This window comes from Ideonella margarita (assembly GCF_038066635.1).
GTDB classification, from domain to species: Bacteria; Pseudomonadota; Gammaproteobacteria; order Burkholderiales; family Burkholderiaceae_C; genus Ideonella; species Ideonella margarita.
Window position 1 is genome coordinate 40762 of sequence record NZ_JBBUTI010000010.1, and the last position, 14533, is coordinate 55294.

The following is a 14533-nucleotide window of genomic DNA, read 5'->3' on the forward strand; positions in this document are numbered from 1 at the left end:
CCGTCGTTCCCGCCCCCAATCCATCGAGCATGCCTGCGCGCCCGGCGCAGGGGCGCGTCCGTGAGCGCGGCTGACCTGGCCTTGCCGTGGTGGCTGCGCCGGCGTGGCCTGATGGCCCTGGCGCTGGTGCTGACCCTGGCCACCGGGGCCTGGACGCTCTGGCGCTACCAGGCCCGCAGCAGCGAGATGGTGTCGCGCATCGAGTTGATGGCGCGCTGGCAGGCCGGGCAGATCGAGATGACGCTGTCCCAGGTGGTGGCCGAAAGCCGTTTCATCCTGAGCAGCAGTTTCATGGCCGAGCAGGTGCTGGCCATCCGCCGCGGAGACGCGGCCTCCGCTGATCGTCTGCTGCAACGCCTGATCGATGTGCGCCACGAAGCCAGCCCGATGGCCGTGCTGGTGGTCGAGCCCGACGGCCGGGTGCTGGTGACCAACGCCCCGCTGGTGCCCGGCTTGATCGGCCCCGGCACCCAGGCGGCCGTGCATGCGGCCTTGCGCACCGGTTTGCCGCAGTTCACCTTGCGCACCGAGGGTCAGGGCGCCGGTGCCCGCGAACAGGTCGACCTGGTGGTGCCCAACAACAGCCTGGCCGAGCCGTCGAACGCGCTGGTGGTCCTGCGCATGGATGCGCAGGACGTGCTTTACAGCCGCCTGAGCGAGGGGCCGTGGTCGTCCGACACCACCACGGCGCGTCTCTGGCGCTATGGCCCGTCCGGCTGGCAGCCACTCGGCCCCACCACGGAAGGCCCTGAGCCGGTGCAGCCGGCGTCTGCCGGTGGTCAGCCTGCGGGCCTCGCTGGCTGGGCAGAAAACGCCCGGGGCCAGCGCACGCTGAGCGTGGCGCGCGTGCTGCGCGACACCGACTGGGTGCTGGTGCTGACGATGGAGGAGGACGAGCTGCTGTCGGCCGTGCTGCGCGATTCGCTCGGCCCGGTGCTGCTCGCCTTGCTGATCGGCTGGTGCGCGGTCTGGTTGCGCTCGCGCACTCTGCAGAGCCTGCGGGAAAGCTCGCTGGCCCATGAACTGGCCACCGAGCAGCAGCGCCTGCAGACCATGGCGCTCTACGCCGCCATCGCCGACGGCAGTGCCGACATCGTCTTCGCGAAGGACCTGGCCGGCCGCTACCTGCTGATGTCGCCCCGCGGCCTGCAGGCCTACGGGATGACCGCCGAGGCCCTGATCGGCAAGGACGACCGGGTGCTGCCGCAATACCGGCGGGCTGAAGAAATCATGGCCGAGGACCGCCACATCCTGCAAGGCGGCCACACGCTGAAATACGACGAGCGCTGGAGCCTGCGGCCCGACAGCCCGATCTACCAGGTCACCAAGGGGCCGTTGCGCAACGCGCAGGGGCAGCTGGTGGGCCTGTTCGGCGTGATGCGCGACATCTCGGAAGACCGGCGTCTGCGCGCCGAGATCGACCGGGGCGACCAGCTGCGCAGCGCCCTGATGCAGCAGGCCATCGACGCCATGGTGGTGCTTGACCACACCGGCTGGATCGTCGAGGCCAACCAGGCCTTCGCCGACCTGCTGGGCTACCCGCTGGAGACCATTGCGAACTGGCCGGTGTGGACCTGGGACACGCGGTTCAACGAGGCCTCGGCCATGACCGTGCTGTCGCGCTTCGTGCACGGCGACCATGTGTTCGAAACCGCGCTGACCCGCGCCGACGGCAGCACCGTGGACACGGAAGTGAAGGTCCGCAGCATCGATGTGGACGGCCGGTTGCTGTTCGCCGGCATCTGCATCGACATCACCGAGCGCAAGCGTGCGGCGCTGGCGCAGGAGCGTGTCCGCGAGCAGCTGGAAGCCACGGTGGCCGAGCGGACGACCGAGCTGCGCCAGCTGAATGCCGAGCTGCAGGCCGAACGCGACAAGGCCGACCAGGCGAACCAGGCCAAGTCGGTGTTCCTGGCCAACATGAGCCATGAGATCCGCACGCCGATGAACGCCATCATCGGCCTGACCCACCTGATGCGGCGCGAGGTGCCGGCCGGGCCGCTGGCGCGGCGGCTGGCGAAGGTCGACGACGCAGCCGACCACCTGCTGGCCATCCTGAACGACGTGCTAGATCTGTCCAAGATCGAGGCCGGCAAGCTGGGGCTGGAGCAGGTTGATTTTTCGCTCGACGCCGTGTTGTCGCGCATCGTGGCGATGGTCAGTGACCGGGTGCGGGCCAAGGGCGTGGAACTGGTGATCGACACCGACCACCTGCCCAACTTCCTGCGTGGTGACGCCACCCGGCTGGCGCAGGCGGTGCTCAACCTGCTGAACAACGCGGTGAAGTTCACCGAGCGCGGCGTCATCGTGCTGCGCTGCGAGATGCTGCAGCGTGATGAGCAAGGCTTGCTGGCCCGCTTCGAGGTGCAGGACACCGGCATCGGCATTCCGCTGGATCAACAGGCCCGCCTGTTCCAGGCCTTCGAGCAGGCCGACAGCTCGACCACCCGCCGCTTCGGCGGCACCGGCCTGGGCTTGGCCATCACCCGCCGCCTGGCCGAACTGATGGGCGGCGAGGTGGGTGTGCACAGCACGCCGGGGCAGGGCAGCCGCTTCTGGTTCACTGCCCGCCTGCAACGCGCTGAGCGCCTGACGCAGGAGCGGGTGTCGCTGGTGCGTGGGCGCCATGTGCTGCTGGCCGATGACCGGCCTGAGGTGCGCCAGGCGCTGCAAGGCATGCTCGGCCAGCTCGGTGCGCGTGTCACGGCGCTGGCCAGTGGTGAAGCCGTGGTTGACTGGCTGGGTGCCGATGGCGCGCCCGATGAATGCCCCGACCTGCTGCTGCTGGATGTGGACATGCCCGGCCTGAGCGGCGCCCAGACCCTGTCGGCCGTGCGCCAGTCGGCCCGCTGCCTGCCGGTGCCCGCGATCGCGCTGTTGCCAGGCGATGTTGGTGATCTCGCCAACCAGGCGCGGCAAGCCGGCTTCGAGGGCACGCTGCCGAAGCCGGTCACGCCGTCGTCGCTGCTCGACGCCATGCTGCGCGTGCTGGCCGTGAACCCGGCGCCCGGCAGCATGCCGCTGCTGCAGGTTGACGCCCAGGCCGAGCTGATTCGCCAGCACCGTGGCCGGCATGTGCTGGTGGCTGAAGACAATCCGATCAACCAGGAAGTGGCGCTGGAGCTGTTGCAGCTGGTGGGCCTGGAGCCCGAGCTGGCCGTAGATGGCGAGCAAGCGGTGGCCATGGCCGCCACGCGTGACTACGACCTGATCCTGCTCGACATGCAGATGCCGCGGCTCGACGGCGTGTCAGCCGCGCAGGCCATTCGCCAGTTGCCTGACCGCCGCGACGTGCCCATCCTGGCGATGACCGCCAATGCCTTCAGCGATGTGCGCGAGGTGTGCCTGGCTGCCGGCATGAACGACCACATTGCCAAGCCGGTGGAGCCGGACGTGCTGTACGCCACCTTGCTGCGCTGGCTGGGCGGCGCATCTGCCCAGCCAGCCGACCACGCTGCGCCAGCGGCGGCTGAGCCGGATCTGGCGCAGCGCCGTCAAGTGGCTGCCGTGCTCGACCGCGACACCGGCATCGCCCGCCTGCACGGCGAGGCCAGCTTGTACGGCCGCGTGCTGGCCCGGTTTGCCGAGCACTACCGCGAAGGTGGTGACGCCTGGCTGAGCCTGTGTGACCCTCAGGCCGATCGGCTGGATCTGGCGCTGCATTCGCTGCGCGGTGCGGCCTCGGCCATCGGCGCGATGGAGGTGCATGCCGCGGCAGAGAGCCTGGAGCAGGTGCTGGAGGTGGCCCACCCCGATGCTGAGGCACTGGCTGCCGGTCAGGCGCAGCTGCAGCAAGCGCTGCAGCGCCTGTTGCAGCACATCAGTGCAGAGATGCCGCCCGCCTGAGATGGTGGTGCAGCGTCAGCAGCCCGGCTGCCGCGGTGGTGCTCATCAGCAGGGGCAGGCCCCAACCCGGCGCCCATGTCAGTGCCAGGCCACCCAGCACCGGCGCGCACATGCCGCCCACCGTGTAGCTGAGCACCAGCACGGCGGTGGTGGTCACCAGTTGAACGCCTTGCTGCCGGTGGCCGATGTCGATCATGGCCAGCGTGTAGAGCGCGCCACCGGCACCGCCCCAGACAAAGGCAATCAGTGCTGCGGCCGGCGACCAGAGCGGCACCAGCGGCAGGGCCAGCGTGGCCAGCAGGTTCAGGCTGGCGCAGGCGAGAAACACCTTGCGGTGCGACCAGCGGTCACTCAGCTCGCCGATCGGCACCATCGCCAGCGCGCTGCCCAGCCCGCTGGCCGACACCAGCAGCGCCGCCGCGGCCGCAGCAAAGCCCACCGACAGGCCGTACAAAGGCAGCACGCCCGAGGTGCCGGCCTCGAAGAAGCCGCCCACCGCGCCCGCCACCATCAGCACCGGCTGCGCGCGCATCGCATCGGCAATGCCGCGCAGGCCCAGGCGCGGGGCGGTGCCATCGGTTGGATGGTGGCTGCTCAGGTGCGGCACGGCCAGGCTCAGCAGCAAGCCGGTGCCGCTCAGGCCCACCGCCAGCCAGCGCGCGGTGTTGGCGGCCGTGCCGTCGGTGCCCAGCCAGGCCAGCAGGGCCGGGCCGGCGATGAAGGTCACGCCCACCATGGTTTCGAACAGGCCGACGATGCGGCCGCGCCGGTGATCAGGGGCCAACTCGGCCACGGTGGCCTCGGCCACGATCCAGCGCAGCGCACCTGCCGCACCAGCCGCCATCGACAGCGCGGCCCAGCCCAGCGGCCACGGCGTCAGGGCCATCAGCAGCAGGGCAAAGAAGGGCACGATGCCGCTGGCAATCAGCGCGCCGCGCAAGCCCAGCCGCGCCACCCAGCCTGCGGTGAAGGGGGTGGCCAGGGCCAGGCCCAGCCAGCTCGACGCCGCCACCAGCCCCACCGCGGCGTCTGACCATCCCGCGCCCTTGAGCGTGAACAGCAGCAGCGGGTTGAACAGGAACAGCCCCGTGAGCTCGAAGAAGGTGGCGGCGAAGATGGCCACCAGGCCGCGGCGCCAGGCCGTGTTCGGCGAATGCGAGGGTTCTTCCTGAGTCGGAACGGGGGCGTTGTGCAGGGACATGACAGGTGATGGACAGGGCAGCCGGGCATCATGCCAGCACACCTACAACCGGCCTCCGGAGACAACACCGATGAACGCACCCCTCACCCGTCGTCAAACCCTCGCCCTGGCGGCGGCCGGCCTCACGCCGATGCTGCATGGCACCAGCCGTGCGCAGGCCACCTGGCCGAGCAAGGCGGTGCGCTTCGTGGTGCCGTTTGCGCCGGGTGGCAGCTCCGAGATCGTCGCCCGCGCCACCGCGGTGGAACTGGGCAAGCTGCTGGGCCAGAGCGTGTTCGTCGACAACAAGCCGGGCGGCGCCGGCAATGTGGCGATGGCCGAAGTGGCGCGGGCCGAAGACCAGCACACGCTGGTGCTGGGCCACATCGGCACGCTGGCCGTGAACCCCTACATCTTCGACAAGCTGCCCTACCAGCCGAACAAGGATTTCCGCCCCATCAGCCTGCTGGCCAAGGTGCCCAGCCTGTATGTGGTGCCGGCTGAGTTGCCGGTGAAGAACCTGAAGGAATTCGTGGCGCTGGCCAAGTCGAAGCCGGGCAAGCTGAATTACGGCTCGGCGGGCAACGGCAGCGCCGGCCACCTCGGCATGGAAGTGCTGAAGATGGCCACCGAGACCTTCATCCTGCACGTGCCTTACCGCGGCACCGGCCCGCAACTGACTGACCTGCTGGCCGGGCGCCTTGACGCCGCCTGCGTGGGCGCACCGGCGGTGATGCAGTTCATCAAGGCGGGCAAGCTGCGTTGCATCGCCACCGGCTCGCCGCAGCGCCTGGCGCAACTGCCGGACGTGCCCACCGTGGCCGAGCAGGGCTACCCCGGTTTCGAGATGACCCAGTGGTATGGCCTGATGGCCCCGGCCAGCTTGCCGCAGCCGGCCGCCGACAAGCTGGCCGCCGCAGCCGCCCGCGCCATGCGTGAGCCTGCCGCGCTGGAGATGCTGGCGAAGGACGCCGCGATTGCCGTGGGCAGCACGCCGGCCGAGTTCGCCAAGTTCATCGCTGCCGAGCAGAAGCGCTGGCAGCCGGTGATCGCCCGCGCGCAGATCAAGCCGGACTGAGCGTCGTCTTCACCCGCCTCCGGGTGAAACATGGCGTGAACGGATTTCCGACACCTGCCCGGTGGGTGCGTCGGAAATCCGTCCGGTATTCCGTCGCGCCGAGGCCCTGAATCAAGCACTTGGGGCCACTTGATCAGGGATAACCCGATCTGGCACGTTGTCTGCATTGCTCAGGGCATGCACCGCGTTCCAGCCGCCATCCTCCGCACCACCGCTTCGGTGTTGGGCATGAGCCTGTGCCTGTGCCTGGTGGCGCCACAAGCGGCCGTGGCCGCGCCGCCCGCCGTGCCCGCATCGCAGCCCGACCTGGGCAGTGACACCCTGCGGCGCATCGCCGAAACCGGCACCATCAACCTCGGCCACCGCGAATCGTCGGTGCCGTTCTCGTTTTACGACCAGCGCCGCCAGGTGGTGGGCTACTCGCACGAGCTGATGCTGAAGGTGGCCGATGCCGTCAAGGCCGAGCTCAAGCTGCCTGCGCTGACGCTGCGTCTGGTGCCTGTCACCTCGCAGAACCGCATCCCGCTGGTGCAGAACGGCACCGTCGACATCGAGTGCGGCTCCACCTCGAACACCACCGAGCGTGCACGCCAGGTGTCGTTCTCGACCTCGTTCTTCGTGGTCAGCACCCGCATGCTGGTGCGCCGCGACGCCGGCATCAAGGACTTCCCGGATCTGGGCGGCCGCCGCGTGGTGGTCACGGCCAGCACCACCTCCGAGCGCCTGCTGCGCACCTACAACGAGAGCCGCGGCGGCAAGATCCAGGTGGTCACCGCTCGCGACCACGGCGAGGCCTTCGTGCTGCTCGAAGACGGCAAGGTCGACGCGATGATGCTTGATGACGCGCTGCTTTACGGCGAGCGCGCCAAGGCCCGCAACCCGGACGACTGGATCGTCACCGGCACGCCGATGTCGTCCGAGGCCTACGGTTGCATGATGCGCCGCAACGAGCCGGCGCTGAAGGCACTGGTTGACCGGTGCCTGACCCGATTGCTCACTTCGGGCGAAGCGATGAAGATCTACAGCCGCTGGTTTCAGCGTCCGATCCCGCCGCGGGGCCTGAATCTCAACTGGGCCCCTTCGGAGGCTCTGCTCTCGTTGTACCGTCACCCGGGTGACCAGCCATTGCCATGAAGGCAGTTGATGATCACCACGTTTTCCACCGCCGCGAATCAACAGCGGCATTTCTTGACCTTCCAGGAGCTCTGATGTCCAAGACCCGTTTCTCCCCGTCGCCGCGCGCTGCGCTGGCTCTGGCTGCCCTGCTGGCCACCGGTGTGGCCCAGGCCGACACCCTGTCCAAGATCAAGGAAAGCGGCAGCGTCACCATGGGCGTGCGTGAGTCCTCGGGCTCGCTGTCGTACACCCTGGGCGACGGCAAGTACGTCGGCTACCACGTTGAGATCTGCGAACGCGTGCTGAGCGACGTGCGCAAGCAGCTGGGCCTGTCCAGCATGTCGGTGAAGTACCAGCCGGTGACCTCGCAGAACCGCATCCCGCTGGTGACCAACGGCACCGTGGACATCGAGTGCGGCTCGACCACCAACAACGCCACCCGCCAGAAGGACGTGGCCTTCGCCGTCACCACCTTCGTGGAAGAAGTGCGCATCGCCGTGAAGGCCAACTCCGGCATCACCTCGATCAACCAGCTGAATGGCAAGAACGTGGCCACCACCACGGGCACGACCTCGGTGCAGACCCTGCGCAAGCATGAGCGCGCTGCCAGCGTCGACTTCAAGGAAGTCTTCGGCAAGGACCACGCCGACAGCTTCCTGCTGCTGGAAAGCGGCCGCGCTGACGCGTTCGTGATGGACGGCGCCATCCTGGCCGGCAACATCGCCAAGGCCAAGAACCCGGCTGAATTCAAGATCGTCGGCGAAGTGCTGTCGGTCGAGCCGATCGCCATCATGATGCGCAAGGACGACCCGGCCTTCAAGAAGGCTGTGGACGATTCCATCAAGGGCATGATGAAGTCGGGCGAAATCGCCAAGCTGTGGGACAAGTGGTTCCAGCAGCCGATCCCGCCGGCGAACGTGAAGGTGGGCATGCCCCCGAACGACAACACCAAGGCTGCGTGGGCCAACCCCAACGACAAGCCGATGGAAGACTACGCCAAGAAGTAAGACGCCGATGCGGCGGTGGCCTGCCGGCTGCTGCCGCTCGGGGGCTGGCGTGGCAACACGTCAGCCACACATGAGATTCGAGAACTCGGGAGGCGCGCGTGGCGAGCTGGGACTGGGAAGTTTTTTGCAAGAACACCATCGACGGTGAAGTGGTGCCGCGCTGTTTTGGCAGCGGCGGTGACATCACCTACCTCGACTGGATGTTGTCCGCCTGGGGCTGGACATTGAGCGTGGCGCTGCTGGCGCTGGTCGTGGCGCTGAGCGTGGGCTCGCTGATGGGCATCTTCCGCACCACGCCGAACAAGTGGCTGGTGGGCATCGGCAATGCGTGGGTGGAGTTGTTCCGCAACATCCCGCTGCTGGTGCAGATCTTCCTCTGGTACCACGTGCTGCCCTCGATCTTCCCGTCGCTGCGCGCCATTCCCAGCTTCGTGCTGGTGGTGTTCGGCCTGGGCTTCTTCACCTCTGCGCGGGTGGCTGAGCAGGTGCGTGCCGGCATCCAGAGCCTGCCCAAGGGCCAGCGTTATGCCGGCCTGGCGATGGGCCTGACCCTGCCGCAGACCTACCGCTACGTGCTGCTGCCGATGGCCTTCCGGATGGTGATCCCGCCGCTGACCAGCGAGAGCATGAACATCATCAAGAACTCGTCGGTCGCCTTCGCCGTGAGCATCGCCGAGCTGACCATGTTCGCCATGCAGGCACAGGAAGAAACCTCGCGCGGCATCGAGGTGTACCTGGCCGTGACCGGCCTCTACTTCATCTCCGCCTTTGCCATCAACCGCATCGCCCTGTTCATCGAGCAGCGCGTGCAGGTGCCCGGCATGATCGGGGGAGCACGCTGATGGAACTCGATTTTTCCTTCCTGAACTGGGGTGTCATCTCCAGCTTCGTCGTCAAGGGCTTTCTCTTCTCGATCCAGCTGACGCTGGTGGCCATGGTGGGCGGCATCGCGCTGGGCACCGTGCTGGCGCTGATGCGTCTGTCGGGCAAGAAGTGGCTGGTGCTGCCGGCCTCGGCGTACGTGAACACGCTGCGCTCCATCCCGCTGGTGATGGTGATCCTGTGGTTCTTCCTGCTGATCCCGTTGCTCATCGGCCGTCCGATGGGCGCCGAGCTGTCGGCCATGATCACCTTCACGGTGTTCGAGGCGGCCTACTACTCGGAGATCATGCGGGCCGGCATCCAGAGCGTGCCGCGTGGCCAGGTGCATGCCGGTTACGCCGTGGGCATGACCTACGGCCAGACCATGCAGCTGATCGTGCTGCCGCAGGCCTTCCGCAACATGCTGCCGGTGCTGCTGACCCAGACCATCATCCTGTTCCAGGACACCTCGCTGGTCTACGCCATCGGCGCCTATGACCTGCTCAAGGGCTTCGAGGTCGCAGGCAAGAACTTCAACCGCCCGGTCGAGACCACCCTGGTCGCCGCTGTGGTGTACTTCATCATCTGCTTCTCGCTGTCGATGCTGGTGCGTCGTCTGCAGAAGAAAATCGCCATCATCCGCTGAGAGCAGCAGGACAAAAACGCCATGATCGACATCAAGAACGTTTCCAAGTGGTACGGCAATTTCCAGGTGCTGACCGACTGCACCACCAACATCCAGAAGGGTGAAGTGGTGGTGGTGTGCGGCCCGTCGGGCTCGGGCAAGTCGACCCTGATCAAGACCGTCAACGCGCTCGAGCCCTTCCAGAAGGGCGACATCGTGGTCGACGGCATCAGCATCTCCGACCCCAAGACGGACCTGCCCAAGCTGCGCAGCCGCGTGGGCATGGTGTTCCAGCATTTCGAGCTGTTCCCGCACCTGTCGGTGACCGAGAACCTGACGCTGGCCCAGATCAAGGTGCTCGGCCGCAATGCCGACGAAGCCAAGACCCGCGGCCTGAAGATGCTGGACCGCGTCGGCCTGAGCGCGCACAAGGACAAGTTCCCCGGCCAGCTCTCCGGTGGTCAGCAGCAGCGCGTGGCGATCGCCCGTGCGCTGTCGATGGACCCCATCGTGATGCTGTTCGACGAACCCACCTCGGCCCTCGACCCCGAAATGGTGGGCGAAGTGCTGGACGTGATGGTGCAGCTGGCCAACGAAGGCATGACCATGATGTGCGTGACGCACGAAATGGGCTTCGCCAAGAAGGTCAGCAACCGCGTGATCTTCATGGACGCCGGCAAGATCGTTGAAGACTGCAAGAAGGACGAATTCTTCGGCAACCCGGATGCCCGTGCACCGCGCGCCAAGGAATTCCTCTCGAAGATCCTGCAGCACTGAACCTGCCGTTGTTCGGACCGCAAGACCCGCCCAGCATGTCATGGCCTCGAAGGCCATGGCGGCTGATGCTGCGGCCGCTGCTTCTGGCTGCGGCCGCTTTGTCTTTGGTGCTCGCCGCGGGCTGGGCCGGCTTCGGCGCCAGCGAGCGCCAGGGCACCGACGCGCTGCGGGCGGAATCCAACCACCAGCTGGACCTGTTTGCCTCGGCCGTCGAGGGCATGATCAAGCGCCTGGAGCATGTGCCGGCCACGGTGCAGCTCAACCAGGACGTGGTGGCCCTGCTGCGCCAGCCGGGGCAGGCCGAGCGCGTGGCTGCCGCCAGCCTGTACCTGCGGCGTCTGAATGCCCACCTGGGCAGCCTGTCGGTGTTCGTGATGAACGAGCGCGGCACGGTGTTGGCGGCCAGTGACGCGTCGATGGTCGGTGAAGACCTGGCCTACCGGCCGTTTTTTCTTGAAGCGTTGTCGGGCCGGGTAGGGCGGCATTTCGCCATCGGCACGCAAGACAGCCAGCCCGGTTATTACGTCTCGCACCCCATCCATGATGGCGCGCGGGTGGCGGGCGTGGCCACCATCAAGATCAGCCTGGAGCCCATCAACCAGGCTTGGGCCATGCTGGGCGCACCGGCGCTGCTGGCCGATTCGAACCAGGTGGTCATCCTGTCTTCGCAGCCCGAATGGCGCTACACCACGCTGGCCGATTTGCCGCTGGAGCGCCGCGTCGATTTGCAGCTGACCCGCATGTACAACCAGCAGCGGCTGGGGCGCTTTCCGCTGCAGGTGGATTTGCGCATCGATGAAGACAGCCAGATCGTCGAGGGCGTCTTGCCCAATGGCTTGAATGCCAACAGCGCGCGGCCACGACCGGCCAGCCGCGGCATGCTGGTGCTGGGCCGCACGCTGAACGGCATGGACTGGCGATTGATGATGTTCACCGACCTGCAGCGCGTGCGTCAGCAGGCGGTGCTGCACAGCCTGCTGGCGGCCGTGACCACCGGCTTCCTGCTGCTGCTGGCGCTCTTCGTGAACCAGCGGCGCCGCATCCTCAGCCAGAAGCTGCAGGCCAAGCGCTGGCTGGAGCAGGCTAATACCGAACTTGAAAACAAGGTGACCCGGCGCACCGGTGCCCTGAGCGAAGCCAACAACCGGCTGCGCAAGGAAGTGGCCGAGCGCGAGCAGGCCGAGCTCACGCTGCGCCGCGCGCAGGACGAGCTGGTGCATGCCGGCAAGATGGCCGCGCTGGGCCAGCTGGCCACCGGCATCACGCATGAGTTGACGCAGCCGCTGGGCGCCATCCGCACGCTCTCGGGCAATGCGCTGGAGTTCATGCGCCGCGGCGACATGAACGCCGTGCAGGGCAACCTGAACATCCTGACCCGGCTGGCTGACCAGATGGGCGGCATCATCCAGCCGCTCAAGGGTTTCGCCCGCAAGTCGGCCGCGCAACCGGCCAGCACCGACACCGCCGTGGCCATGGGCAATGCGCTGTTCCTGTATGACCAGCGCCTGCGCAAGGGCGGCGTGCAGGTGCACAACCACCTGCAGCCCGGCCAGACGCTGGCCTGGTGTGACCCGAACCGGTTGGAGCAGGTGTTGATCAACCTCATTGGCAATGCCGCCGATGCCATGGCCGCCCTGCCTGAAGGCCATCCGCGCGAGCTGCATTTGAACGCCGGACCCGACCTGCCCGAACCCGGCGATGAAACCGCCGATGAAACCGCTGCCCCGCGCGTGGTGATCACCGTGCGCGACACCGGCCCCGGCCTCGCCACCGACGTGCTCGAGCGCTTGTTCGAGCCCTTCTTCAGCACCAAGGAAGCGGGTGTTGGCCTGGGCCTGGGCCTGGCCATTTCACGCGACATCGCCCGCGAAGCCGGCGGTGAGCTGGACGCCCGCAATGCACCGGAAGGCGGCGCCTGCTTCGTGCTGCGCCTGCCCGCCGCGCCTCGATCGCAAGACCCACAGGAACACACCCCATCATGAGTCTCGAGTTGTCCGTGCTGCTGGTGGAAGACGACCTGCACATGCAGCTGGGTTGCGTGCAGGCGCTGCAGCTGTCTGGCCTGCGGGTGGATGCCGTTGAATCGGCCGAGGCCGCCCTGAAGCTCATCACGCCGGGCTTTGCCGGTGTGGTGGTGACCGACATGCGCCTGCCCAAGGCGGACGGCCTGTCGCTGGTGCGCCGCTGCCAGGAGCTCGACCCCGACCTGCCGGTCATCATGATCACCGGCCACGGCGACGTGACGCTGGCCGTGGAAGCCATGCGCAGCGGCGCCTATGACTTCATCCCCAAGCCGTTTTCGCCAGAGGTGCTGGTGGAAGTGGTGCGCCGGGCCATGGAAAAGCGCGGCCTGACGCTGGAAGTGGCCAGCCTGCGCCAGGCCCTGGCGCTGAAGGAAGGCGTGGCCGGCAAGCTGGTCGGGCGCTCGCCGCAGATGGAAGCGGTGCGGCAGCTGGTGAGCCGGGTGGCGTCGTCGTCGGTCGACGTGTTGATTCGCGGTGAAACCGGCACTGGCAAGGAAGTGGTGGCGCAGGCGCTGCATGAGCTGTCGGGCCGGCGCCAGGCGCCGCTGGTGGCGCTGAACTGCGGCGGCCTGCCCGACAACCTGCTCGACAGCGAACTTTTCGGCCACGAGGCCGGCGCCTTCACCGGCGCGCAGAAGCGCCGCATCGGCAAGATTGAACACGCCCACGGTGGCACGCTGTTCCTGGATGAAGTGGAAAGCATGCCGATGGGCGTGCAGGTGAAGCTGCTGCGGGTGCTGCAGGACCGGGTCATCGAGCGCCTGGGCTCGAACCAGCGTGTGCCGGTGGATTGCCGCGTGGTGGCCGCCACCAAGGACGACCTGCTGCAGCGCGCACACCAGAACACCTTCCGCAGCGACCTGTATTACCGCCTCAACGTGGTGACGATTGACTTGCCGCCGCTGCGTGAGCGCCGCGAAGACATTCCGATGCTGCTCGAGCACTTCCTGCTGCTGGCCGCCAGCCGCTACGGCCTGCCGCAACCCACCGTGTCCACCATGCAGCTGCGCGCCTTGATGACCCACCACTGGCCCGGCAATGTGCGCGAGCTGCGCAACGTGGCCGACTGCCTGGTGCTGGGCGTGCGCAACGATGTGCTGGGTGATGCGGTGGCCGCAGCCCCCGCGCCGGCTGGCTTGTCATTGGCCGAAACGGTGGACGACTTCGAGCGCAGCCTGATCCGCGAAGAGTTGCGGCGTCAGGGCGGCAACATCGCCCGCAGCGCCCAGGCCCTGCGCATTCCCAAGACCACGCTGAACGACAAGATCCGCAAGCACGGCCTGAACAACGGCGGCGCTGACGGAGAGGCTTGAGGCCGCGCTGACGGCCGGTGCTCAGCCCAGGCCGCGGCGCCGGCCCATGTCGGTGCTCATCACCGCCAGCTCTGCGGCCGTCAGCCGGGTTTGAGCGGCTGGAAACACCAGCCCGTCTTCCAGGCCCAGGTGGCTGTGGTGCAGCGTGATGAACGCGTCGCTCGTTGCCATCAATGCCGCCATCCCGGCCGGTGAACGGCTCGCAGCCAAGTCGGCCAGCCCGGCTCGCAGCGTGAGCCACACCGCCCGGAACTGCGCGTGATCGGCCAGCATCTGCTGCGCCGCTGCCATCAGCTGTGGGTCATCGCTGGCCTGCAGGGCCGGAATGATGTGGCGCTCTTCGTCTTCATGGTGCAGCGGCGCAGCCACGTCGAAGTAGCGCATCACATCCACCGCGGCGCGGGTGGCTTGCTCATCAGGCATCTGCCCCGGCAGTTGGGCGACATGGTTGAGCAGCCGCTGCAGCAGCCCCAGGCTGCGCTGCAGGCGCTCGTGGCAGGCGGCCAGCAACTCGAACGGGGCCTCGGTGCCCGCGGCGGGGCCGGCGTGCAGCGCTGGGGCCGAGGCGCTGCGAGGGAGCGGAAGTTGAGCCATGTCTGATTGTGGCGCTGCCGGGTGCCCAGCCTGCGGCCGGTCTTGATCTGGCGCAACACACCGGCGCCGGTGCTGGGCAACAGTGCCCCCACAACGAGACCGACCGCCGACC

11 protein-coding genes are annotated in these 14533 nt (G+C 67.7%); 9 read left to right on the forward strand and 2 right to left on the reverse strand.

Going from position 1 to position 14533, the window contains the following annotated elements; translation table 11 throughout:
• Positions 1-60 precede the first annotated feature (60 nt).
• Complete coding sequence (locus AACH00_RS14675; protein ID WP_341399911.1) at positions 61-3846, forward strand: hybrid sensor histidine kinase/response regulator; 3786 nt, start codon at positions 61-63, stop codon at positions 3844-3846.
• Here the strand turns inward: AACH00_RS14675 and AACH00_RS14680 are convergent.
• Positions 3821-5047 carry an MFS transporter gene (locus AACH00_RS14680; protein WP_341399912.1) on the reverse strand — a complete coding sequence of 409 codons (1227 nt, stop codon included), beginning with the start codon at positions 5045-5047 and terminating at the stop codon, positions 3821-3823. The genes AACH00_RS14675 and AACH00_RS14680 overlap by 26 nt on opposite strands.
• A gap of 70 nt (positions 5048-5117) precedes the next feature.
• On the opposite strand from AACH00_RS14680, the gene AACH00_RS14685 reads away from it, so the two are divergent.
• From AACH00_RS14685 to AACH00_RS14720, 8 genes are all read left to right on the forward strand, one after another.
• The gene (locus AACH00_RS14685) at positions 5118-6104 is read left to right on the forward strand and encodes a Bug family tripartite tricarboxylate transporter substrate binding protein (protein WP_423221943.1); all 987 of its coding nucleotides are present in this window, start codon (positions 5118-5120) and stop codon (positions 6102-6104) included.
• Between the two features lie 177 nt (positions 6105-6281).
• The gene (locus AACH00_RS14690; protein WP_341399913.1) at positions 6282-7238 is read left to right on the forward strand and encodes a transporter substrate-binding domain-containing protein; all 957 of its coding nucleotides are present in this window, start codon (positions 6282-6284) and stop codon (positions 7236-7238) included.
• Between the two features lie 74 nt (positions 7239-7312).
• Positions 7313-8227, forward strand: coding sequence for an amino acid ABC transporter substrate-binding protein (locus tag AACH00_RS14695; protein ID WP_341399914.1), 915 nt, complete (start codon positions 7313-7315; stop codon positions 8225-8227).
• A gap of 98 nt (positions 8228-8325) precedes the next feature.
• Complete coding sequence (locus tag AACH00_RS14700) at positions 8326-9069, forward strand: amino acid ABC transporter permease (protein ID WP_341399915.1); 744 nt, start codon at positions 8326-8328, stop codon at positions 9067-9069.
• On the forward strand, positions 9069-9734 hold the full coding sequence (locus tag AACH00_RS14705; protein WP_341399916.1) for an amino acid ABC transporter permease: 666 nt from the start codon (positions 9069-9071) through the stop codon (positions 9732-9734). The genes AACH00_RS14700 and AACH00_RS14705 overlap by 1 nt, the downstream gene beginning before the upstream one ends.
• A gap of 21 nt (positions 9735-9755) precedes the next feature.
• Positions 9756-10490, forward strand: a complete 735-nt coding sequence (locus AACH00_RS14710) for an amino acid ABC transporter ATP-binding protein (protein WP_341399917.1) — start codon at positions 9756-9758, stop codon at positions 10488-10490.
• Between the two features lie 35 nt (positions 10491-10525).
• Positions 10526-12472 (forward strand): ATP-binding protein, encoded by a 1947-nt coding sequence (locus AACH00_RS14715; protein ID WP_341399918.1) that lies wholly within the window; start codon positions 10526-10528, stop codon positions 12470-12472.
• Positions 12469-13827 (forward strand): sigma-54-dependent transcriptional regulator, encoded by a 1359-nt coding sequence (locus AACH00_RS14720; RefSeq protein WP_341399919.1) that lies wholly within the window; start codon positions 12469-12471, stop codon positions 13825-13827. Before AACH00_RS14715 ends, AACH00_RS14720 begins: the two co-directional genes overlap by 4 nt.
• Positions 13828-13848: 21 nt before the next feature.
• Here the strand turns inward: AACH00_RS14720 and AACH00_RS14725 are convergent, their stop codons facing one another.
• Positions 13849-14421 carry a hemerythrin domain-containing protein gene (locus AACH00_RS14725; RefSeq protein WP_341399920.1) on the reverse strand — a complete coding sequence of 191 codons (573 nt, stop codon included), beginning with the start codon at positions 14419-14421 and terminating at the stop codon, positions 13849-13851.
• Positions 14422-14533 lie beyond the last annotated feature (112 nt).

Bases quoted from the DNA above. Each gene is read 5' to 3' on its own strand.
- AACH00_RS14720 (WP_341399919.1), top strand. From the start codon at position 12,469: ATGAGTCTCGAGTTGTCCGTGCTGCTGGTGGAAGACGACCTGCACATG.
- AACH00_RS14690 (WP_341399913.1), top strand. From the start codon at position 6,282: ATGCACCGCGTTCCAGCCGCCATCCTCCGCACCACCGCTTCGGTGTTG.
- AACH00_RS14710 (WP_341399917.1), top strand. From the start codon at position 9,756: ATGATCGACATCAAGAACGTTTCCAAGTGGTACGGCAATTTCCAGGTG.
- AACH00_RS14715 (WP_341399918.1), top strand. From the start codon at position 10,526: ATGTCATGGCCTCGAAGGCCATGGCGGCTGATGCTGCGGCCGCTGCTT.
- AACH00_RS14725 (WP_341399920.1), bottom strand. From the start codon at position 14,421: ATGGCTCAACTTCCGCTCCCTCGCAGCGCCTCGGCCCCAGCGCTGCAC.
- AACH00_RS14705 (WP_341399916.1), top strand. From the start codon at position 9,069: ATGGAACTCGATTTTTCCTTCCTGAACTGGGGTGTCATCTCCAGCTTC.
- AACH00_RS14680 (WP_341399912.1), bottom strand. From the start codon at position 5,047: ATGTCCCTGCACAACGCCCCCGTTCCGACTCAGGAAGAACCCTCGCAT.
- AACH00_RS14695 (WP_341399914.1), top strand. From the start codon at position 7,313: ATGTCCAAGACCCGTTTCTCCCCGTCGCCGCGCGCTGCGCTGGCTCTG.
- AACH00_RS14685 (WP_423221943.1), top strand. From the start codon at position 5,118: ATGAACGCACCCCTCACCCGTCGTCAAACCCTCGCCCTGGCGGCGGCC.